Here is a 22932-nt window from a genome sequence, read left to right as displayed (position 1 = left end):
CTAGCACATCTTTAAAAAAATGGTGTTAGTTTGGCATGGTAAGTAAGGAAGAGCCTAAACAACTTCTGCTTGGGGATGAGAAGAAACCGGGAAAAAGCCTCCTTCGCGCATTTCTTGAATGCTCTCTTTAACAGCCTGAATGATGCGATCGATGTCTTCATTAGTGTGAGCGGTGGAGAGAAAGCAGCTACGACCTTCGGATATGAAAATACGCTTTTCGAGTAAGTGAAAAAGTAGCGGATCTATCTCAACGGATGCAGCAGCGCGAAATTGCGATCCGAAATTTACAAGCCAGACAGAGACTTCATTTTCTTTGAAATAAGTATTCAGGGTTTCAACTAGCTGCGAAGTTCGCTGATTCAACTGCTGCTGAAGGACTGGGCCTTGACTTTTAAGATAGCGCAGCACGGAACGCGCAGCGGCCAGAGCAAGTGGGTGCTTGCAAAAAGTGCCAGCAAAAATTGTGGTTTTTATCTGGGGGTAGGAATCATCGCCGTAGTTCCACAAACCGCCGTCAATTTTATCCATATAAGCAGCTTTTCCAGCGATAATTCCAATGGGCATACCGCCCCCGACAATTTTGCCATAAGTTGCAATATCTGCCTCAATGCCAAACCACGCCTGCGCCCCGCCTTGATGAATTCGGAAACCACTAACCATTTCATCAAAAATCAGCGCAATTTCTGATTCTTTTGTTAATTGCCTGAGTTGCTGGAGAAATTCTTTGGGTTGCAAATCGAGACGGCGGCTTTGCACCGGCTCCACGAGAACCGCCGCTAATTCGTGCTGGTGAGCTTTGATAATTTCCAGGGCATGAGGGCTTCCGTAATCCAAAACTAAAACATCTTCAATAAAATTAGCGAGAATTCCTGGCGCTTTTGGAATGGTGCATAAATCGCCATTTATCTTTTTTACAACGGCGAGAGTTCCGTCAAAATGACCGTGATAAGAACCAGAGAATAAAGCAATTTTATTGCGTTTAGTTGCCGCTCTAGCTAATCGTAAAGCTGCCATCACTGCTTCGGTGCCGGTATTAGAAAAAGCGACGCGATCCATCCCCGTCAGTTCGCAGATTAATTCCGCAACTTCTCCGGCAAGGTCTGCTTGAGCGCCAATCTGCACACCGCGATCGAGTTGCTCTAATAGGGCTTCTTTAATAAAGGGCGGATTATGACCGAAAAGATTGATGCCAAATCCCATTGTGATATCGATGTATTCGTTGCCATCAACATCCCACATTTTAGAGCCAAGCGAGCGATCGGCGACAATGGGATAAAACATCTCCTTGACGGGAAAGCGAAACCCATCAGAAGCCCGATTGTCAGCGAGAACCGGACGGTATTTTTGCGCGAAATTCTTAGAGGTTTTTGTGCGATCGGTGTAGCGCTCTATCAGCGCTTTCATGTGTCTTTGCTGCAATTGTTCGTTCATTTTGAATTTTCCAGAGATTGAGTCAGGTAGGGGCGCAATGCTTTGCGCCCTTACAAGTTTTAATTGCGACTACCTATCAGGCCACAATTTGCGAGATAAGAAAAATAAGTCCGAAACAAACTCGCATCGGCTTGTGGGCAGATAATATCAGTTCCAGAAAGTCCCTTCAACGCATTCTGGCAATCGAATTGCAGCGTGGCAGATTTAGCCATTTCTGCTTCCGAAACTTTTTCGGAGAAAAGACCGACTAGCGGGTACAAAGCATGATCGGGAGAATTTCCAGCGCGATTGATTATTTCTGCTTGCCAAGTCTCAGAAGAAACTCGTTTGATTTGATAACCCATTGAGCAAATCCAGCCCAGCAATTCACTCATCTGAAAGGACTGAGAGTTGACTAAATGAAAAGTCTTTCCGAGCAATTCTTTTTGGCTCGAAAGATGAACGATCGCTCGGCTCACATAGTCAACAGGCGCTACATTCATCAGCTTATCGTCATCGGGCGCACATCCAAGTTGCACGCAACCAGCGATTAACCTGTATAGTAAATCGCTGGGATTGCAAGCCCCCGTTTTGCTATCCCCAGAAATGCGACCTGGCCTGTAAATGCTAACAGGAATGCCGCGATCGCGCGCGATTTCTACTAACTTTTCTGCCACCCACTTAGTCTGAGTGTAAGCGCCTTTTAAACCCTCTCCCGGAGTCAGTTCATCCTCCTCTCGCACGAGCTTAATCCCAGATTCTCCAATTGCCGAGAAAACGGAAATCGTAGAAATTAAATGGACTGGTTTTAGCTTACTTTGACTCGCCAATCTCAGAACTTCCTGCGTCCCCAAAACGTTAGGGGGTTTGAGAACCGAGTAGGGATAAGTAAACTTGACAAACGCGCCATTGTGGTAAATGACATCAATTTTACTGGCTAAAACTCCGAACTGCTCCTCGGAAAGCCCCAAAAGTGGTTGAGACAAATCTCCAGCAATTGGGATAATGCGATCGCTGCTGCTTTCATCCCAAATTAAATAGGATTCGAGGCTGCTTTGAATCCGCTTTTTAGCTGATTCTGAATCGGCAGAACGGACTAGGCAATAAATTTCTGCTTGAGTTTGTTGCAAGAGGTCGCGGAGTAAAAAGGCTCCCAAAAAGCCCGTCGCCCCTGTTAAGAGAATGCAAGCCGGTTCAGTTTTTGGCTCGCTCAATCGAGTTGTAGAGCGAATTGCCGGATCTAAAACAACTTCAGCGTTAATATCGAAACTTGCAGTGCGATCGCCCGCTGTGTTGCCCCCTTGTTGCATTTCGATCTTTTCAGCTAAACCAGCTACAGTAGGAGCTTCAAACAAAACGCGCAAAGGCAATTCCACCTGAAAAATTTCTCGCACTTTGGCTAACAACTGAGTAATCAGTAATGAGTGTCCCCCCAAGTCAAAGAAATTGTCGTGAATTCCTACCTTTTGAAGGTTGAGAAGCTGGCTCCAAATTTCGGCAAGAATCTCCTCACCGGGAGTGCGAGGGCCTACAAACGTATCTGTAAAATTGGCTGCTATGGACGGTGCAGGAAGCGCTTGACGGTCTATTTTGCCATTGGGAGTCAGTGGCAGCGCTTTCAGAACCACAAAAGCAGAAGGTATCATGTATTCGGGCAGCTTTTCTTTGAGGAATGAACGCAGGCTCTCAATCAGTTGTGAGTCCTGAACGCTGAGTTTTGAGTGAGAAACGATATAGGCGACTAAACGCTGATTTCCCGGTTCATTTTCCTGAAGTAAAACGGCTGCCTCGCGTACAGAAGGATGATGAGACAGCCCCCCCTCAATTTCCCCTAATTCAATGCGGAAACCTCGCAGCTTTACTTGGCGATCGGCGCGATCGATAAATTCTATATTTCCGTCTGGCAAATAGCGAGCTAAGTCGCCAGTTTTGTAAAGTCGAGTTTCCGGTTCCTGAGTCAATGACTTGCAAATAAATTTTTCTGCAGTGAGTTCTGGTTGGTTTAGATAGCCGCGAGCCAATCCCGCCCCAGCAATATATAATTCACCGGCTACCCCTACAGGAACTGGCTGCAAGTGCGAATCGAGCAAATAAATCTGCGTGTTGGGTAGCGGGCGACCTAAAGGAACTGTCTGGGAAATGCGATCGCCCTGCATTTTTACCTGATAAGTCAGCACGCCTACAGTTGTTTCTGTCGGCCCGTAATGGTTGAAGATCGAGCAGTCTGGATTGTATTTCTGAATTGTTTCAATTAAATTCCACATCAAAGGCTCACCGCCGAGAATTAATCGCTTTTTTGGTAAGATTTGGGCGGCGTTAGAAGCGCTCAACAAAGCTTGTAGGTGAGAGGGAACAATTTTAAGACAATCGATAGAATGTTGCTGAAAATAAGCTGCAATTGCTTGAGGATCTGTTGCGCGTTCTTGAGAGATGATGTGCAGGCATCCACCCGAACACAAAGCCGGAAAAATAACGGTGTTTCCCAAGTCGGCGGCGAAGGTAGAAACGGTGGCATAATTTGCACCTGATGGCAGGTTTAATTTTTCCTGAATTCCGTGCAGGTAATTGAGCAGTTGTCGGTGTTCAATGGCGACTCCTTTGGGGGTGCCGGTGGAACCGGAGGTATAGATAATATAAGCTAAATTTTCACCAGAAGCAGAGACGAAAGTAGTAGGAGAAAAAGAGGGAATGTCTGTCTCTAAGCACAGGATATATGCCTTAGTTTCAGGCAAATTTTTGATGAGATGCTGTTGGGTTAACAGCACTGGAGTCTGAGCGTTTTGCAGCATCAATGCTAGGCGCTCTTTGGGCATGGCTGGGTCGAGCGGTAGGTACGCGCCGCCTGCTTTGAGAATGCCTAGAATTCCAGCGATCGCCTCTAAAGAGCGATCGGCGCAAATGCCGACAATCACCTCTGGCTTGACACCTAATTGCTGCAAGTAATGGGCGATTTGGTTAGCGCGGGCGTTGAGTTCGCTGTAGGTAATTTGCTCATTTTCACAAACAGCAGCTATACGGTTGGGCGATCGCTCTGCTTGTTCTTCAAATAGCTGGTGCACGCACTTATCGAGCTGGTAATCTGCTTTTGTGCTGTTGAATTCTACTAATAATTGATTTCGGGCGCGATCGCTCAGCATTTCGAGCTTGCCGATTGCGGTTTGTGGGTTGCTGGCTACACTTTGCACTAAGGCGTAAAATTGCTCTGCCAAGCACCGGATACTATTGTCTGCAAGGAAGATAGGATCGTAGTGAAACTCAGCGGCGAGCGAGTCATTTTGGCGGTGGCAAGAGAGTTTAACTTTGAAGCGATCGCAGCACGCATACTGCTTGTAAATCGAAAAAAATACGCCACTAGCCGAATGCTTTTCGAGTTGTTCCTCAAACTCGAAACCAAATGGAAAGCCGGAAGAATTGCCTAGATATGCGTGGGAGAAATATTCTTGATACTTGTATGCTTCGCGTTCTTCCTGCTGAATTTGCTGCAAGCTTTCCGCGAAGGAAAAGTTTTCTGTTAGTTGGCTCGACAGCGGTAAAAATTTGGCAAACAGCCCAAGCGCTGGCTCTAGTTCTTCATATTTTCGACCGTCGAATGCCACGCCAACAGCGATGTCTGATTGGCCAATCAGCCGCCAGAGCAAAATTTTCCAGCAAGCGAGCAAGAATGTAGAAAGTGAGGTGTTGTACTGGCGGGCGAGATATTCCACTTGAACCAGCAAAGCTAACTCTAATTTGACCTCAAAAGATTGGGGAGTAAATTGAGCTGGCGCGTTAATTAATCTATTTTCAAACGGCAACCTTAAACTCGCTAGCGCTGAATAATTATGCCCAGTCCAGTATTCTTTGCCCTCCGCCGCTTCCTCATCTTCGAGCAATTCATTTTGCCATTCGGAAAATTGAATGTATTGCACAACTTCATCGGTAATTTCTTCGCCGTGAAGGCCGGTGGCATAGCACTGGCTGATTTCTTGAACCAGATTTTTTAGTGTGCGACTATCGGCGCACAGCGCGGGCAAACTGACCAGTAAAATATGCCTCTCAGATGAAAGTGTAATTAAAGACAAGCGCCAAGCAGGATTGCGCTCGAAGTTGAAGAAAGCGCTCTTTTCTTGCTGAAATATCTCTTCAAGTTGGGCTTCTTGCTCCTGGGGAGTCACTTCACTTAAGTTAACCCAATTCCACGAAACAGAGCTATGTTCGGAAATAACTTGTATAGGAATTTTTAGCCCTGCCTTTCGCTGAAAGCTTGTGCGGATAATTTCGTGGCGATCGCTAGCTTTTTGTAAAGCTTTCTTTAGGTTATCAGTTTGAAGACTTCCCTCGATCAAAATAGCGGATTGAATGCGATAAGCAGGGCTGTCTTGCTGCAACAGCCACAGATATTTTTGCTGGGGTGAAAGCCGAAATCCATTAATTGTTTGCATTGTTCCTCTTTATCAAAGCACTACTTTATTCTCGTTACCTTTGCCTGGGAGAGATGATATCAAATCCGTTAGCATCGCAATAGTAAATTCGAGTTCACTGTTGACAGTCAACAGTCAACAGTCAACAGTCAACATCATTCCGGTGTAACCGGAAATGATATGAGAGGAAATTAAATTCCTGATTCAGGAATCATTTCGCCCATCGCTACAACAATTTTTCGCGATCCAATAAATGGATTGCGACTGTGAGCGGCAAGCATATTATCTAGCATTAAGATGTCTCCTGCTTGCCAGGGAAAACTAACAGCAGCTTGCGCGTACACTGCCTGAATTTCTGCCATTACCGAGTCTTCAATAAGAGTGCCGTCACCGTAATAAACATTGCGGGGGAGGTTCTCTTCTCCAAAAACCGAGAGCAAGGAAGCGCGGGTTGCGGCATCTAAGCAGGAAATGTGGTGCAAGGGAAGTTGATTGAAAAATACCATCTCTTTGGTTTTTGGGTGCTTGGCAATTGCGGGGCGAATTTTGCGAGTTCTCAAATTATTTCCTGCTTTCCACTCAAATTCCATCCCAGCTTGCCGGCAATATTCCTCAACTACGGATTTGTCTTCTGTTTGGAAAAAATCTTTCCAGCTTACATCGAGTCCGTCTGTGTAGTTACGAACGTACATAATTTGCTTTTGGGCAAATTTTTCTCTGAGTTTCGGGTCTAGTAACTGGTAAATTTTACGGCAGTCAACAATGGGCGTTTCTCCGCCTTGTTGCGCTGGCTGAACGCAGAAAAACCAGATTTTCATCGGCCAGCGGTGCAGGTGCGAACTCTCGCTGTGAAATAAGATAGCTTTATCTGCTGGGTAAGGAGTTGAACCGTAAACTTTTCCGCTAACTCCTTCGCGTGGCAAATCCCCGTACTCCCCAAATAATTCCGAACAAATTGAGAGTGCAAACTGCTCGAATGCGGAAACCACAGGGCCGATGAACCCTCGGAAAAGAATCCCTCCATGCTGTAGCAATTTTGCCTCTATAAATTCGCGGTTATTTTTCGCCCAGTCTGCGAGATCGACATCGGCTACTGCGGGTTTTACCACTAAAGGAAAGAGTTCGTCGGGGTGCAGGTAGTCGGTTGTTATCAATTCGCCTTGCGGCAATGCCACTGGCTTGGGCTTGACGCTTTTGAACTTACTAAAATTGCTTTTTTCACGCTTTAATTCTTGCATGGCTTGTTTCTGCTTCTGGGCTTCTGTGAGTATTTCTAAAGTGTTTAAACGACTGTCAGGCTGCGCCACAATGCTGCTGAGGAGGGTTTCAAAGCGATTTGACATTTGAGCGATCGTTTCTCTGTCAAATAGATCGGAATTATACTTCCAACTGCCGACAATTCCTGTCTCTGTTTCCGAGACAAATAGCGCCAAATCAAATTTAGCCGTACCGCTATCAATTGCAACCGGCATTAAAGTTAAACCGGCCATTTCTAAATTCGGCATAGGCGCATTTTGCATGACGAATAAAACTTGAAATAGCGGTGTCTGACTCAGGGTGCGATCGGGCCGCAGTTCTTCTACCAGTTTGTCGAAGGGCAAATCTTGGTGAGTGTAAGCTTTTAATGTCACTTCGCGCACGCGATCGAGCAGTTGGCGAAATGTAGGATTGCCGCGCATATCGGTTCGCAAGACGAGGATATTGACAAAGAAACCAATTAAAGCTTCAGTCTCAACTTGTGTGCGGTTTGCCAGGTCAGTACCGACGACAATATCTTCTTGATTTGTGTAGCGATAAAGCAGCGTTTGAAGTGCTGCCAACAAGGTCATAAACAAAGTGACATTTTGTTGCCTACTGAGTGCGTTTAGCGCTTGTGAAACTTGCCAATCAAGCTGGAATTCTTGAATCTCAGCTCGATCGCTAGAAACAGCAGAACGCGGTTGTTTTGCTGGCAATTGCAGCGGGGGCAAAATTTGACCCAACTGCTGCTTCCAGTCAGCGAGTTTTGCTTCGAGAACTTCGCCTTGCAGCCAGTTTATTTGCCAAACAGCATAGTCTGCGTACTGTACAGAAAGTTCGGGTAGGGGAGAAGGTTTGCCACTGCAGAAAGCTTCATAAAGCGCCGCCACTTCCCGCACGAGTACCCCCATCGACCAGCCATCGGCTATGATGTGGTGTACTGTCACTAACAGCAGGTATTCTGTCTCGTCAAGATGTAACAATGTGACGCGCAGTAACGGCCATTTTGTTAGGTCAAAAGGCTGTCGCGCTTCTTCAGCGGCGAGTCGCATTGCCTCGGCTTCTCGTTCAGCTTGCGATAACTCTCTTAGGTTTACGATCGGCAATGTGAAATTAAAAGATGAAATAATAACCTGAGCGGGTCGTCCTTCCACCGATTTAAAAGTTGTCCGCAATGCTTCGTGTCGCTTGATAATTTCCTGAAAAGTTTGCTCTAGAACGGCTACATTGAGCGCCCCCTTCAAGCGCACGGCTGCTGGGATATTATAGGCAGGATTCCCCGGCTGCAATTGGTCGAGAAACCACAGTCGTTGTTGTGCAAAAGAAAGGGGTAATTCTCCCTGCCTTGACGCACGCTTGATGGGGGGTGCTTTCAGTTTTTGCGAGGCGCGATATTGCAAGAGGCTTTCGGTGAAAGTTGCGACGGTAGGCGATTCAAATAAAACGCGCAGGGGCAATTCAATTTGAAACGCTTCTCGCAGGCGGGCGATCGCCTGAGTAGCCAGCAATGAATGACCTCCCAATTCAAAGAAGTTATCGTGAATTCCAACGCGCTCTAAACCGAGAACTTCCGCCCAAATTTCTGCTATTAATTGCTCGTCGGGAGTTCGAGGGCAGGTAAAATTGCTCTCGAATTCTGCTGTGTTTTTGTCAGGTGCTTTTAGCGATCGCCGATCGATTTTTCCGTTAGGCGTTAAAGGCATTGCTTCCAGCAGCACAAACGCTGACGGCATCATGTACTGCGGCAGTTTTTGTTTCAGGTAAGAGCGCAAATCATTAATAAGTTCTGAGTCTTGAGTTTTGAGTTCTGAGTTAGCAACGATATAAGCTACTAAACGCTTGTCGCCCGGATTGTCCTCTCGAACCAGTGCGATCGCTTCTCGCACGGCTGGGTATTGGCTGAGTACCGCTTCAATTTCGCCTAATTCGATGCGAAATCCGCGAACTTTCACCTGGTGGTCGCTGCGCCCCATAAATTCAATGTTTCCATCTGGGAGATAGCGAGCCAAGTCCCCGGTTTTATAGAGGCGTTCTGAAAGAATAAACGATGAAGGATGAATGAAGCATGAAGCATGAATTCCGTCCTCTGCAAAGGGGTTAGGAATAAACTTCTCTGCGGTCAGTTCCGGTCGGTTTAGGTAGCCTCTAGATAAGCCGGCACCGCCGATGTGCAGTTCGCCAAATACGCCAACGGGAACCGGCATTAAATAGCGGTCTAATATGAAAATTTGAGTGTTAGCGATCGGGCGACCGATGGAAACTGATTCATCTTTGCGATCGACCTGATAGAGAGTAGACCAGATAGTGGTTTCTGTAGGGCCGTATAAATTCCACACAGCAGCGCCGCGCCAAAGCAACTGATTGGCGAGTTGTCGGGGTAAAGCTTCTCCCCCGCACAGTATTTTTAATTGATTGTTTCCCTGCCATCCTGCTGCTAAAAGCATTTTCCAACTGGCTGGAGTAGCTTGCATGACTGTCGCGCCAGAATTTGTTAATGTTTCTAACAGCTTTTCGCCGTTAGATGCCACTTCTCGGCTGGCTACAACAACGCGAGAACCTGTTGTAATAGGCAGGAACAGTTCCAGTGCTGCAATGTCAAAAGATAAGGATGTTACTGCTAGCCAAACATCTCGATCTGCGATCGCCAGTTGTTGGCGCATAGAACTCAAGAAGTTAACGACAGAGGCGTGGGAAATTTGCACTCCTTTGGGTTTACCTGTTGAGCCTGAAGTATAGATCACATAGGCTAAATTGGACGAATTTTGTAAACCCACGACTGGCTCGTCGCAGCTCGATATGCCTTCCCCATCTGCATCCAGAAACACGAGGGAGGCGCTATTTTTGGGCAGGGTTTCTAATAGCTTTTTCTGAGTGAGTAACACTGAAATTTTCGCGTCTTCCAGCATGAATCCCAGGCGCTCTGGTGGATACGCTGGATCGAGGGGAACATAAGCGCCACCGGCTTTGAGAATGCCGAGAAGCCCTACCATCATTTCTAGGGAACGCTCGACATAAATTCCCACGAAAACTTCTGGGTTGACACCGATTTTTTGCAAGTAACTTGCGAGGTTATTTGCTTTTTTGTTCAGATCCCGGTAAGTCAGACATTCATTTTCAAAAACGACAGCGATCGCATCCGGCGTCCGCTCTGTCTGCGCTTCAAATAGTTCATGTATGCACTTATCTTGCGGAAAACTCGATTGAGTGTTGTTCCACTCGAACAAAAGTTGCTGCTGTTCTGGTTTCGTCAAGATTTGCAAATTTGAAATGGGCTGTTCGGGATTAGCAGCTATACTTTCTAGTAAGGTTAGGAAATGTCCGGCTATCCGTCGTGCAGTGCTAGCGTCAAACAAATCTTGGCTATACTCAAGCGTTCCATTAATACCCTCTAATCCTTCCTCCAGGTCAAGCGCTAAATCAAATCTCGCCGTTGTCCCTTTTATTTCCAAACTGCTCAACGTCACTCCTGGCAATTTTATCTGCGACGTCGGAACATTTCGCAGAGAAAACAACACCTGAAATAGCGGATTATGACTTAAATCTCGTTCGGGCTGTAGGAGTTCTACCAGTTTCTCGAAGGGCAAATCCTGGTGGTTATACGCGCCGAGAGCTACTTCTCGCACGCGGCCCAGTAACTCTTTAAAAGTTGGGTTGCTCGACAGATTGGTGCGGAAAACTAAGGTGTTAGCAAATAAGCCAATTACTTCCTCGATTTCGCGTCGGTTGCGGTTAGCAATGGGGGATCCGACTAAAATATCTTCTTGCCCGGTGTAGCGATAGAGCAATGTTTTAAACGCTGCCAGTAGGGTCATAAATAAAGTAGCTTTTTCCCGCTGGCTTAATAGGGTTATTTCCTCTGCTATTGCTTTGGGAATGGTGAATTTATGCACTGCACCTCGGAAGGTTTGTACTGCCGAGCGGGGGCGATCTGTTGGCAAATTTAGTACAGGAAGATTGCCTCCGAGCTGTTTTTTCCAGTAAGCAAGCTGCGTCTCTAAAACTTCTCCTTGCAACCACTGGCGCTGCCAACTTGCAAAGTCTGCGTACTGTACCGACAGTTCGGGAAGGGGAGAAGGTTTGCCAGTGCAAAAGGCTTGATAAAACGTGGCGAGTTCCGGGATGAATATTCCCATTGACCAGGCATCGAAAATGATGTGGTGCGTACTCAATAGCAGCACCCAGTTTGAATCGCTCAATTGCAGCAATTTGGCACGTAATAAGGGTGCTTGTGACAAATCGAAAGCAAGCTTTGCTTCTGCGGCGATTAACCGTTCAACTTCGCGAGATCGTTCAGTTTCAGGAAGCGATCGCAAATCTATTTCTAAAATTTTCAATTCCAGATTTGAAGCGATCGCCTGAACGGGTTGCCCGTCTATTGTCTTAAAAGCCGTTCGCAAAACTTCATGACGCTTGACAAGTTCGTTGAGACTGCGATCGAGGGATTTCGCGTCGAGCGTTCCCGTCAAACGCACGCCGGCGAGGATGTGATAGGTAAAGTTGCCGGGAGTTAGTTGCTCAAAAAACCACAACCGCTGTTGAGCAAACGACAGAGGAAAAGTGTTAGACTCTCGACTTTGAGGCAGAATTTTTTCTAGCGAAACGCTTTCTTTTTTATGGTTGAGCCGCTGCAACAGCAACTCGCGCTTTTGGGGAGAAAGAGCCGCGATGCGTTCGATTAAATCACTCATTTGCTGACTCCTTGTTGGGCGAGAATTTCCTGTATTTGTGCTTCTGACAGTTGATCGAGGTCTGCTAAAACTTGAGCGAGCATTTCACTGTCTGTTTGTTCGGCTTGCTTTTGCGCGATCGCTACTGCAAAATCGGCGACTGTGGCCGACTCAAATAAACGGTGCAAAGGCAACTCGACCTGAAATGCTTGGCGCACTCTGGAAATTACTTGAGTTGCTAATAGGGAATGCCCTCCTAATTCAAAAAAGTTGTCGTAAATGCCGACTTTTTCAAGTTTGAGAACTTCAGCCCAGATAGCGGCTAAAACTTCCTCGATATTTGTGCGAGGCGCGACAAAGTTTTCTGTCAACTCCGGCCGCATTTCGTCAGGTTCTGGCAGCGATCGCCGATCGATCTTTCCATTAGGAGTTAAAGGCAAACTTTTGAGCATTACAAAAGCCCAAGGCACCATGTACTCAGGCAATTTTGTCGCTAAAAAACGGCGAAGTTCGCTGCTGCTTGGTGCTGGTTTCTGCTCAGAAATCAAATAAGCCACGAGGCGCTTTTGTGACATCTCGTCTTCTGGCGCCATAACTACAGCCTGCACGATATCTGGATGCTGCCCTAACGCTGCCTCAATTTCTCCCAATTCAATGCGGAAACCCCGGATTTTTACTTGACTGTCAATTCGCCCAATAAATTCGATGTTTCCGTCTGGCAAATAGCGAGCCAAATCACCCGTTTTGTACAGTCGTGTTTTTGCTTGCGTGTCAAATGGATTGCGAATAAATTTTTCTGGGGTTAATTCAGGGCGGTTAAGATATCCGCGCGCCAAATTATCACCGCCGATGTACAGTTCACCAGGTACGCCTATCGGCACCGGCTGCAAGTAAGAATCCAAGATATAAATCTGAGTGTTGGCAATCGGAAGACCGAGTGGAACTGTGTCAAAATCGCACCCTATTTTATCAAACTCGACTTGATAACTCAGGACACCTACAGTTGTTTCTGTTGGGCCGTAGTGATTGAATAATGAGCAAGTAGGAGCAAGATTGCGAAGTGTTTTAATTAAGCTCCAATTGGCAGATTCACCTCCTAAAATAAGCCGTTTTCCAGGCAAAATTGACTTGGGTTGAGAGGAGTTTAAAAGGGCGGCTAGATGAGAGGGAACTATTTTGAGGCAGTCGATGGGATGGCGGCAGAAATATTCACCCAGTGCCTCTGGATCGGTGGCGCGTTCTTGGGAGATAATATGCAGGCAACCGCCGAAACAAAGGGCGGGGAAAATCGCTGTGTTTCCTAAGTCGGCGGCGAAGGTGGAAACGGTAGCAAAACTGGCTTTGGCTGGTAGGTTTAATTTTTCCTGAATGCTGTGCAGGTAATTGAGCAGTTGCCGGTGTTCGATCGCGACTCCTTTGGGGATGCCAGTGGAACCGGAAGTATAGATGACGTAAGCTAAATTGCCGGCAGAAACACGCGGCGTGCAAGCGGTAGAAACAGTGGGAATGTCTGTATCGATGCAAACAATATTTGCTTGAGTTTTCGGCAAGCTTTCTATGAGCCGCTGTTGTACGAGCAAAACCTTCACCTGAGCGTCTTTTAGCATTAGCGCTTTGCGCTCTATTGGGGTCGTTGGATCGATGGGTAAATAGGCACCACCGGCTTTGAGTACGCCCAGCATTCCTACGATTGTTTCTAAGGAGCGATCGACGCAAATTCCGACAATTGACTCTGGTTCAACTCCCAAGTTCTGCAGGTGATGGGCGAGTTGATTGGCGCGATCGTTGAGTTCTCGGTAGGTGATTTGTTCACTTTCAAAGACGACGGCAATGCTGTCTGGATTGCGATCGGCTTGTTCTTCAAAAAGCTGGTGAACGCATTTATTTTTCGGGTAATCTTTTTGAGTTTGGTTAAAGTCAATGAGAAGTTGCAGCCGATCGCGATCGCTAAGTATATTTAACTGACTAATGGGAATTTGTGGACTTTTTACTGCACTTTCTAATAGTGCCTGAAAGTGTTTTGACAAGCGTTTGATATCTTCAGCTTCAAATAAAGCCGGATCGTAGCAAAAATCGGTGATTAAGCAATTGCCTCGTGAAAGACAGGAAAGTTTAAGTTTGAATGGCTCTAGGCAGGCATCTTGCCGATCGAGGAAAAATGAAACGCCAGACTCGCCATATTTCTCTGGCTCTGTTTCACACTCAAAGCAGATGGGCAAAAAAGCGTTACTTTTATCGGATTCTAGAGTTTCTTCCCAGGTAAAATATTCTTGCCAAGTGTGAATATCTTTGAGATTTAGCTCAACTTGTCGCCAAACTTCTGCAAAACTGAATTCGTCTTGCAAGTCGCAATGTAGCGGTAAATAGGTACTCAACAGCCCCAGAGAGTGTTCTAATTCTTCATATTTCCTGCCGTTTCCAGTTACGCCGACTATCAGGTTTGGCTGTCTGGTAAGCCGCCAAATTAAAATTTGCCAACAAGTCAGCAGGAATGTAGAAATATCGCTTTGGTGTTTTTGCGCGATCGCTTCCAGGCTGTTCAACAAATCACCCCGAATTTCCACCCTTTCTACTAGCGGCTTAAATTCCGCTTCTGTATTCTTCTTTTCCCAAGGAAGCGTTAATAAATCCCAAGATTCAAGGTTCAGCTTTCGCCAGTATTCTTGGCCGATTGCCGTTTCTTCTGATTCGAGTAACTCATTTTGCCACTCAGCAATATCGGCATATTGCATTGACTCATCAGAGAACTCTTCCCCGCGCCCACAAGCTGAGTAGGAAAGACTGAGTTCGCGGGTAAAATTTTTCAGGGTGACACTATCTGCAATTAAGGCAGAGAAGTTCGCCAGCAATAGGTGCTTGTTTTCCCCCAAAGTTACTAAAGAGAGATGCCAAAGTGGGCCGCGCTCAAAATCAAAAGGAAGCAGGTTTAGTTGCTCAAAAAGCGCTGCGATTTTAGCTTCTTGTTCTTCGGGAGACAAACCGCTGAGATTGTGTTCCGAGATAGGAACTTCACCAGTGCTGGCGATCGCTTGCAGGGGTAGTGTCATCCCTGGCAAGCAGTGAAAGCTAGTACGCAGGATTTCGTGCCGATTCACGACATTTTGGAGCGCACTTTTAAGCATCTCTTTATCGAGATTTCCGGTAATTAAAATTGAACCTCGAACGCGATAAGTCTGTTGGCTTTTATTTTGCTGTAACCTCCACAGGTGTCGTTGTTGTGGAGAAAGTCTAAACCCTTCGATTGTTTCGTTTTGCATTTCTAAAGTTCCTTTAATAAGCCTAAATATCTTGACAGCTAAACGCTTCTGCCATACCGACAACAACCCGACGCGAACCAGAAAATGGCGTGCGTCCGTGCGCGGCTAGCATATTATCTAACAGCAAGACATCTCCTTCTTCCCAAGGGAAAACAATCGTTTCTTGCTGATAGCAGCGACGAATTTCGTCTAAGATAAAATCTTCAATGGGCGAACCATCGCCGTAATAAGCATTGCGGGGTAAATCTTCATCTTTAAAAGAAGTTAAAAGCTCTTTGCGAACGGCGGGTTCGAGATTGGAAATGTGGAAGAGGTGAGCTTGATTAAACCACACCATTTCCTGCGTGTGTGGGTGCTGGGCGACAGCTTGACATATTTGCCGAGTTCTCAAGCAATCGCCACTTTTCCATTCTAACTCAATTCCCGCTTTTTGGCAATACTCTTCTACCTCAATTTTGCTATCAGTATTGAAGACATTTTGCCAGGGTAAATCTACGCCACCGCCGTAATTTCGCACATACATAACTTTTTTCTGGGCAAACTTTTCTCTAATATTTGAATCCAGGCTTTCAAACACTTTGCGGCTGTTAGCGATCGGAGTTTCTCCTCCCTGTTCGGCTTTCTTGACGCAGAAAAAAGCGATTTTAAGTGGCCAATTTCGAGAATAAGCCATTTCATTGTGCAGTGGGATGAATTGCTCGGCAGGATACTCGGTGGAAGTGTAGATATTTCCGCTCACCTGACTGCGCGGAGTTGAGCGAAAAGAATATTCCAACAAGTCGCCAGCAAGAGTTTGAATAAACTGCTCGAAACCATTCACCCCGCCGACTTCAAAGCCTCGAAAAAGTATTCCTCCATGCTTCCATAACTGCGTTTCAATTGATGAGCGATTGTTCTGTGCCCAACCTGCGAGATTTAATTTTTCTACTGTTGGCTGAACAACTAGAGGTAGAAGGTTTTCGGGCTGGAGGTAGGCGGTTTTGACTAATTCCTCTGAGGAGAGGCTGACGGCTTTGCGCCTAACCGATCCTAACTTTTGGGAATTGAGATTCTTTGTTTCTGTATTTGCCATAGTTTTTGGTTGGGTGAGGATTTTATCCCTTTTTTCCGAAAAAACCTGAGAGATGGAGATCAATTCCGGTAGCATCGGCATAGTAAAATTCAGTCAACAGTCAAAAATCACAGATGGTGCAACCGGAATCCATCTAATTCATCTGCGTTAATCTGTGTTAATCTGCCTGTATCTGCGGTCAAAAAAAGAGAATTTATTAACCGCAGATGACAAGGGATTGACGCTGATTCACGCAGATGTCGAGAAGAGAGATAGGAATAATTCCGATGCTAACAGATTTGATATGAGCCATCATTTTAAACTTTTCATAACTTTGCGTTTAGCCATTTTTAATTTTTGAATTCCCGAAATCTGAATTTGTTTTTGCTGCTCGATTTGGTGCTGCCTTTCTGCTTCGGCAAGAATTTCTGCCAAGTCGTCGATTCTGATATCTGGCTGGATGACTATCTGGTTGAGGAGGATTTGAAAACCTCTTACGATTCGGGCAATAGTCGCAGCCTCAAATAAGTCTGTTTTGTAGTCAAATAAGCCTTGAATTCCTTCTGAAACCTCCCAGAGAGTGAGGCTTAAGTCGTGTCTCGACATACCAACATCGAATTCCAGAATGCTCAAGGTCAAACCAGCTAACTCCAGGGGTGGCATGGGCGCATTCTGGAGTACAAACCACACTTGAAACAGCGGGTTATAGCTGAGATTTCGCTCCGGCTGCAATTCCTCCACAAGCTTTTCAAAAGGAACATCCGGGTGAGCGTAAGCTGCTAACGCTACCTCCCGTGTTCGACGGAGTAGTTCGCGGAAAGTTGGATTACCTGCGGTATCAACTCGCAGCACTAAAGTATTGACAAAAAATCCAATTACTTCCTCTAATTCAAGGCGGTTACGATTGGCAATGGGAGAGCCAATCGCGAGGTTATCCTGCTTTATGTGGCAGGATAGCAAGGATTGAAATGCTGCCAACAACGTCATGAATAGGGTGACATCTTGTTGCTGGGCGAGGGTTTTCAGCCTTTCATTTAAAGAAGCAGAAATCACAAAAGATTGCTGCGATCCTCGGAAAGTTTGCACGGGAGAGCGCTGCTTATCCGTTGAAAGTACAGCTAAACCGCCTGCCAATTGCTGTTTCCAATAAGCGAGCTGTTTTTCTAATTTCTCTCCTTGGAAATGCTGCCGCTGCCAACTGGCGAAGTCGGCATACTGTACGGGAAGTTCCGGCAGCCCAGAGGGTTTGTCATTGGAAAAAGCTTCATAAAGTGCGGCCACTTCTCGCACCAATACCCCCATAGACCAACCATCAGAAATAATGTGGTGTATCGTCAGCAGCAACACATATTCTGCCGAACCAAGTTGCAGCAAAGTGCCACGCAGTAAGGGATCTCGCGTTAAGTCAAAGGGGCGTTGGGCTTCTTCAAGAGTACGCTGCTCAATTTCAGCTTGCTGCTCAGTTTCTGGTAAATGTCGCAAGTTTACCACCGACAAAGCAAAATTCAAGGAAGGAGAAATTAGTTGAACAGGTTCCCCGTCCACTTCTGCAAAAGCAGTCCGTAAAACTTCGTGACGCCGGACAATTTCATTGAGTGTTTGTTGCAGTGCTGACAAATTCAATTGCCCTTGCAACCGCACAGCAGCAGGAAGGTTGTAGGCAGGGTTTTCGGGAGACAATCGATCGAGAAACCACAGCCGTTGCTGGGCAAAAGAAAGGGGAGCCGAATTTTGCTGCGATCGCCTGGGAATGCGCTGAGATTGCTCAGCCTGTACTGCCTCTTTGCTTAATGCTTTGAGGAGGAGCGATCGCTTCTGGGGCGAGAGGTTTTTTAGTCGTTCTGAACGATTAGTAGACATCATAATTCACTTCCTCGCAGTAATCGCTGTTTGTGATAGTTAAGGAAAGCTTTGCTGCTATTTTTAGCTGGTCGTTTAAAACAAAATTGATATCTGCTTCAGTGGTGAGGGGGTTGGCAAGGACGACTCGAAAAGCAACAATGGGAATGGTTTTGCCATAACAGGTGTTTTGCAAGGTTGTTCGCGAGACGAAGGTGTGACCGGCTTGCCGCTGGGCCTCCTGGAGGCGCTCGTTAAATTGATTAATGAAGTGGTTGTCTGCTTCGGCTAGTTGTTTTTTGGCTGCTTGTTCCCTGAATGTTTCTGGAATGTAGCGGTATAAAAGAATATTAATTTCTGGTTCTAGCAGCAATTCAAATGCTGGATTTTCGCGAAGTAAATTAGCCAAGTGCTGCGTTTTATGAATGCCTGAATCTATCAAAAACTCATAGCCTTGATGGCCGATGATATTCAAGGCGGCTTGCAAGAACAAACTCGCACCCGATCGAGAGCCTTCGAGAGAGCGCTTGCCTAGATCGATCGAGTCTTTTCGCACCGTGTAGGGCGCGTTTTTTTCAATAACTTTGGCGGTTTGGGGATTGCGGAATAAAACCATGCCGATTCCCATTGGCAAATACATTTGTTTGTGTCCATCTATGGTGACGGAATCTGCTAGTTCAATGCCTGCCAATTTGTGCCGGTGACGTTCGGAAAAAAGCACGGGGCCGCCCCACGCGGCATCGACGTGAAAGTGAGCGTTTGCTTTTTGCGCGATCGCGGCTATTTCTGGAAGCGGATCGATACTTCCCGAATCGGTGCTGCCTGCAACACCGATAATTGCCAGAATGTGCAGATTGCGATCGCGACATTCGGCCACAGTTTGGCGCAGCGCTGCCAAATCCATGCGGTGATTGGAATCGGTGGGGATTTTTAGGAGATTGCGATCGCCAATGCCTAATAAACCGGCAGCCTTTTCAAAAGAATAGTGCATCAAATTGGAGCCGATTATCACCATTCCTTTGTAGCCGTAAAACTCTAAAGCTGCGTACAAGCCTTCTTTTTCAATGCCACCAAAGTCATTTTTTGGGCCTAAAGAAGCGTTGCGAGCGCACCACAAAGCGGTGATATTAGCTAGGGTGCCACCCGTTGTCATGATACCGAGCGTGCTGTCACTTTTTTGAATGTGCTGGTTATAAAAATCCTCAGAAAAATCGTAAATTAATCGGTGCATCATTGCCAAAGTCTGGCGCTCGCAGGGGCTTAAAACTTTGGCAGTTTCCATCTTGACTAAATTTTGATTCATCGCGGTTAACAGCTTCGCGATCGGGCGCACAAAATAGGGAAGTGCGCTCGTCATGTGACCGATATATCGGGGGGAAGAGGTGTGGATGGAATGAGCAACAAGGGTTTGGGTCAAATCATCGATATAATTCCCAACATCTGTAGGAAGGGCGGGAATTTTGTTTTCCTTAAACTGCTGAATAATTAACTCTAAGTCAATATCTGTACTAGCGGTTTTTGCGTACAAAAAGTCTTGAACTAGGGCAGAAATTCGCTCCTCCATTGCTTCTTCTGCCAAAAATGACTTTTCTGAGGCACTGAATAGCTCCATTAACTTTTCTTCAAGTGGGGTAACAGAGGCTTTTAATTGCTCCATTATATCTTGAGAATTTTGGGGTTTTACTGTTTGTTGAATCATCCAAATTACTCCTGTTAAATTGCCTTTTTTTATCTCCTCTTCCCCACCGAAGCCTTAAGGAAAAAGAGCTTTTTGTGTTTTTTTGCCACCAGACATTTACTCAGTCAGCATCACAGTTTGTGCTGACTCTCCCTCACTCTTTTCTAAAAAATCGAGCAATTTATCTATCTGGTTAGCATCGGCCTTTGCCAGAATTTCTTCCTCGATTAGTTCAGCTAAATTCTGAATGGTGGGAGCGGCAAAAAAATCGCACATCGCTAACTCTACCCCAAAGCACGATCGCACTCGCGATATTAACCGTGTTGCCATCAGAGAGTGGCCGCCGAGGTCAAAAAAGTTTTGGTTCGTTCCTACTTTGTCTAGCCCTAAAAGAGCAGTCCAAATCTCAGCAATTTCTTTCTCTGTGGGCGTTTGTGGCTCAGTGAAGGCTGTTTCATCAGAAACGTAATCGCACCTTTGAGATAAGGCGAGGCGGTCAATTTTTCCGTTGGGCGTTAATGGCAGCGCATCTAATAGCACAAAAGCGGAAGGCACCATGTAATCGGGCAGTTTGTGCATCAAAAATGAACGCAGTTCGGAAATAAGTTCTGGGTGCTGATTTCTGAACTCTGAGTTAGGAACTAGGTAAGCGACTAAGCGTTGACTGCCCGGTGTATTTTCCTGAAGCAAAACAGCAGCGGTGGACACAGAAGAATGTTGAGAAAGTGCTGCCTCGATTTCTCCTAGTTCGATGCGGAAACCGCGAATTTTTACTTGGCAATCGCCACGGCCCAGAAATTCTATATTACCATCCGGCAGGTAACAACCGATATCGCCTGTTTTGAACAAAACTTTTTGATGAGAATTACCGAGAAAATCTAATTTTTCTTGCCCAAATGGGTTAGAAATGAATTTCTCCGAGGTTAATTCGGGGCGGTTTAAGTAGCCTTTTGCCAATCCATCGCCGCCGACGTAAATCTCGCCGGGAATTCCTATGGGAACGGGTTGCAAATTGCGATCGAGCAGGTAAATTTGCGTGTTGGCGATCGGGCGACCGATTGGAACTTTTTCGGAACAGTGAGTTGCATCGTACCACGTCACGTCCGCAGCTACTTCCGAAGAGCCATAAAGATTGATTAATACCCGCTGGGGCATCTGCTCTCGAAATTGCTGGCAAAGTTCCACCGGCAGAGTTTCTCCGCTGCAAATCCAATATTTTAATTGAGGCAAACGCCTGTCTAAATCAGGGAAGGAATCTAAGATAGCGCGCAACAAAGAAGGAACCAGCACCAGTCGCGTTACATTTTGCTTTGATAAGGTTTGAAGGAATTGGTTAATATCTTTGACGGCTCGATCGCGAATAATGACAGTTGGCAACCCATGCAGCAAAGGAGCAAAGATTTCCCAAACCGAATCGACAAAATTTAAGGACGTTTTTTGACAGCAAATATCTGCTTCGATCAAAGGGTAGGGGTTCCAAAAACAGCGATTGACTGTGCCTCGGTGGGTGCCGAGTACGCCTTTGGGAGTGCCTGTGGAGCCAGAAGTGTAGAGGACGTAAGCGAGGCGATCTGCTTCCACTTTAACAGCGGGGTTGCGATCGCTCTCGCGGGAAATTTCCTGCCATTCGGCGTCGATACAGACGACTTTAGCGCTGTGTTCGGGGAGGGTTTCTAGGAGGTTTTTTTGAGTCAAAAGCACCGGAACTTTTGCGTCTGCCAGCATGAAGGATCGGCGTTCTTGGGGATAGGCAGGATCGATAGGAACGTAAGCGGCACCGACTTTTAAAATGCCCAAAATCGCCACCAGCATTTCCAGCGATCGCTCTAAGCAAATTCCCACCAAAACTTCGGGTTTTACGCCTAGAGATTGCAGGTAATGCGCGATTTGATTGGCTTTGGCATTCAATTCGCGGTAAGTCAATTGTTCATTTTCGCAAATTGCAGCCACTGCATCTGGGGTTCGCTCTGTTTGCGCTGCAAATAATTCGTGAATTGAGGAATTTTTGGGGTAATCCGCTTGGGTGTCGTTCCACTGGACAAGTAATTGCTGGCGTTCGGCGGCGCTCAATAGGGGCAATTCTGACAGTTTTCGCTCAGGATTGGCAGTCATTTCCTCTAGTAAAGTTTGCAGGTGTCCGAGCATCCGTGCGATAGCGCTGTCGTCAAAGTGGCTGCGATCGAAAATAATTTTCAGCGTCAATTCGGCACCGGGCATCGCCATCACGGTTAGAGGATAATTCGTTGTTTCCAAGGAGCGAATATTCTCTACTTTTAAGTTGTGAATCTTCTCCTGCAAAGAAGCATCCGAAGGATAATTTTCAAAAACGACCAAACTCTCAAATAGAGGTAAACTCCGAGGAACTTCGCTCCACCCCTGCACCTCAACGAGGGGGGTGAACTCATACTGCCGCGCCTCAACTTGTTGCGCTTGGAGTTGTTTCAAGCAGGATAAAATAAAATCCTGTGGGTCAATTTTTACGCGAACTGGCAGAGGATTTACGAACAGTCCCACTACCGATTCAGCACCCATTAAATCTGGCGGTCGCCCGGAGACCACCGTACCAAAAACCACATCTTCCTCGCCGCTGTATCGGCTCAAAAGTAGCGCCCAAGCTGCCTGTACGAGGGTATTTAATGTTAGCTGATGCTGCCGCGCTAAGGATTGCAGTGCGGCGGTGGCTGTTGCAGAAAATATCACCTGCTGTTCGCCACTACTTTCTAAACGGTTTCCCGCGACAATATTGCCCCGGGCGATCGCAGTTGGAGCTGCAAAACCTTTGAGAGTTTGCCGCCAAAATGACTCAGCCGCAGATAAATCTTGCTGGTGCAGCCACGCGATGTAATCCCGATAAGGACGAGGGCGTTTGAGGTGCAATTCCTCGCCCTGGGAGAAGGCTTGATAAAATGCAAAAACTTCCTCAAGCACGATCGCCAGCGACCACCCATCTAAAACTAAGTGGTGGTGGCTCAAAATAAACTGAAAAGTATCTGCTTCTAACTGCGCCAGTGCAATGCGAATTAAGGGAGCTGATGTCAAGTCAAAGCCCTGCTCGCGATCGGCTTTGAGGAATGTTTCTAGCTGCTGTTGTTGTGCGGATGCCGAGAGCGATCGCCAGTCCATCTGCTGCCAAGATAATGCAGCCTGCTTACGCACCGCTTGCACGGGTTCTTTCAACTTTTCCCACAGGAAACAAGTCCGCAAAATGGGATGTCGCTCTACAACTTTTTGCCAACTATTTCTCAACGCAGAAACATTGAGATCGCCGCGCAAAACGCACAGCAGTTGCCCGAAATATACGCCCGATTCTGGCTGGTAAAGGGAATGAAAGAGAATGCCCTGCTGCGCTGGGGAGAGGGGATAAAAATCTTCGATATTGCCTTTGGTCATA

8 protein-coding genes are annotated in these 22932 nt (G+C 46.5%); all 8 read right to left on the bottom strand.

Going from position 1 to position 22932, the window contains the following annotated elements:
* Positions 1–54: 54 nt before the first annotated feature.
* The 8 genes from QT998_RS03475 to QT998_RS03440 all read right to left on the bottom strand — a co-directional run bounded on the left by QT998_RS03475 (position 55) and on the right by QT998_RS03440 (position 22931).
* Positions 55–1431, bottom strand: coding sequence for an aspartate aminotransferase family protein (locus QT998_RS03475; protein ID WP_333114128.1), 1377 nt, complete (start codon positions 1429–1431; stop codon positions 55–57).
* A gap of 59 nt (positions 1432–1490) precedes the next feature.
* Positions 1491–5831 carry a non-ribosomal peptide synthetase family protein gene (locus tag QT998_RS03470; protein WP_333114125.1) on the bottom strand — a complete coding sequence of 1447 codons (4341 nt, stop codon included), beginning with the start codon at positions 5829–5831 and terminating at the stop codon, positions 1491–1493.
* 170 nt (positions 5832–6001) lie between these two features.
* Positions 6002–11737, bottom strand: a complete 5736-nt coding sequence (locus QT998_RS03465; protein ID WP_333114123.1) for a non-ribosomal peptide synthetase — start codon at positions 11735–11737, stop codon at positions 6002–6004.
* Positions 11734–14973, bottom strand: coding sequence for a non-ribosomal peptide synthetase (locus tag QT998_RS03460; RefSeq protein ID WP_333114121.1), 3240 nt, complete (start codon positions 14971–14973; stop codon positions 11734–11736). The genes QT998_RS03465 and QT998_RS03460 overlap by 4 nt, the downstream gene beginning before the upstream one ends.
* A gap of 22 nt (positions 14974–14995) precedes the next feature.
* Entirely contained in the window at positions 14996–16045 is a 1050-nt protein-coding gene (locus QT998_RS03455; protein ID WP_333114120.1) for a TauD/TfdA family dioxygenase, read from the bottom strand.
* Positions 16046–16336: 291 nt separating this feature from the next.
* Positions 16337–17887: a condensation domain-containing protein gene (locus tag QT998_RS03450; RefSeq protein ID WP_333114118.1), complete on the bottom strand. Its 1551-nt coding sequence runs from the start codon at positions 17885–17887 to the stop codon at positions 16337–16339.
* On the bottom strand, positions 17874–19562 hold the full coding sequence (gene panP, locus QT998_RS03445; protein WP_333114114.1) for a pyridoxal-dependent aspartate 1-decarboxylase PanP: 1689 nt from the start codon (positions 19560–19562) through the stop codon (positions 17874–17876). Before panP ends, QT998_RS03450 begins: the two co-directional genes overlap by 14 nt.
* Positions 19563–19658: 96 nt before the next feature.
* On the bottom strand, positions 19659–22931 hold the full coding sequence (locus QT998_RS03440; protein ID WP_333114111.1) for a non-ribosomal peptide synthetase: 3273 nt from the start codon (positions 22929–22931) through the stop codon (positions 19659–19661).
* Position 22932: the final 1 nt, after the last annotated feature.

It is taken from the genome of Microcoleus sp. S1D4, from assembly GCF_036700765.1.
GTDB lineage: Bacteria > Cyanobacteriota > Cyanobacteriia > Cyanobacteriales > Microcoleaceae > Microcoleus.
Note: the sequence above shows the minus strand (reverse complement) of the source record. Positions and strands in the feature narration are given on the sequence as shown.

Bases quoted from the DNA above. Each gene is read 5' to 3' on its own strand.
- QT998_RS03440 (WP_333114111.1), bottom strand. From the start codon at position 22,931: ATGACCAAAGGCAATATCGAAGATTTTTATCCCCTCTCCCCAGCGCAG.
- QT998_RS03475 (WP_333114128.1), bottom strand. From the start codon at position 1,431: ATGAACGAACAATTGCAGCAAAGACACATGAAAGCGCTGATAGAGCGC.
- QT998_RS03470 (WP_333114125.1), bottom strand. From the start codon at position 5,831: ATGCAAACAATTAATGGATTTCGGCTTTCACCCCAGCAAAAATATCTG.
- panP (WP_333114114.1), bottom strand. From the start codon at position 19,562: ATGATTCAACAAACAGTAAAACCCCAAAATTCTCAAGATATAATGGAG.
- QT998_RS03450 (WP_333114118.1), bottom strand. From the start codon at position 17,887: ATGATGTCTACTAATCGTTCAGAACGACTAAAAAACCTCTCGCCCCAG.
- QT998_RS03465 (WP_333114123.1), bottom strand. From the start codon at position 11,737: ATGAGTGATTTAATCGAACGCATCGCGGCTCTTTCTCCCCAAAAGCGC.
- QT998_RS03455 (WP_333114120.1), bottom strand. From the start codon at position 16,045: ATGGCAAATACAGAAACAAAGAATCTCAATTCCCAAAAGTTAGGATCG.
- QT998_RS03460 (WP_333114121.1), bottom strand. From the start codon at position 14,973: ATGCAAAACGAAACAATCGAAGGGTTTAGACTTTCTCCACAACAACGA.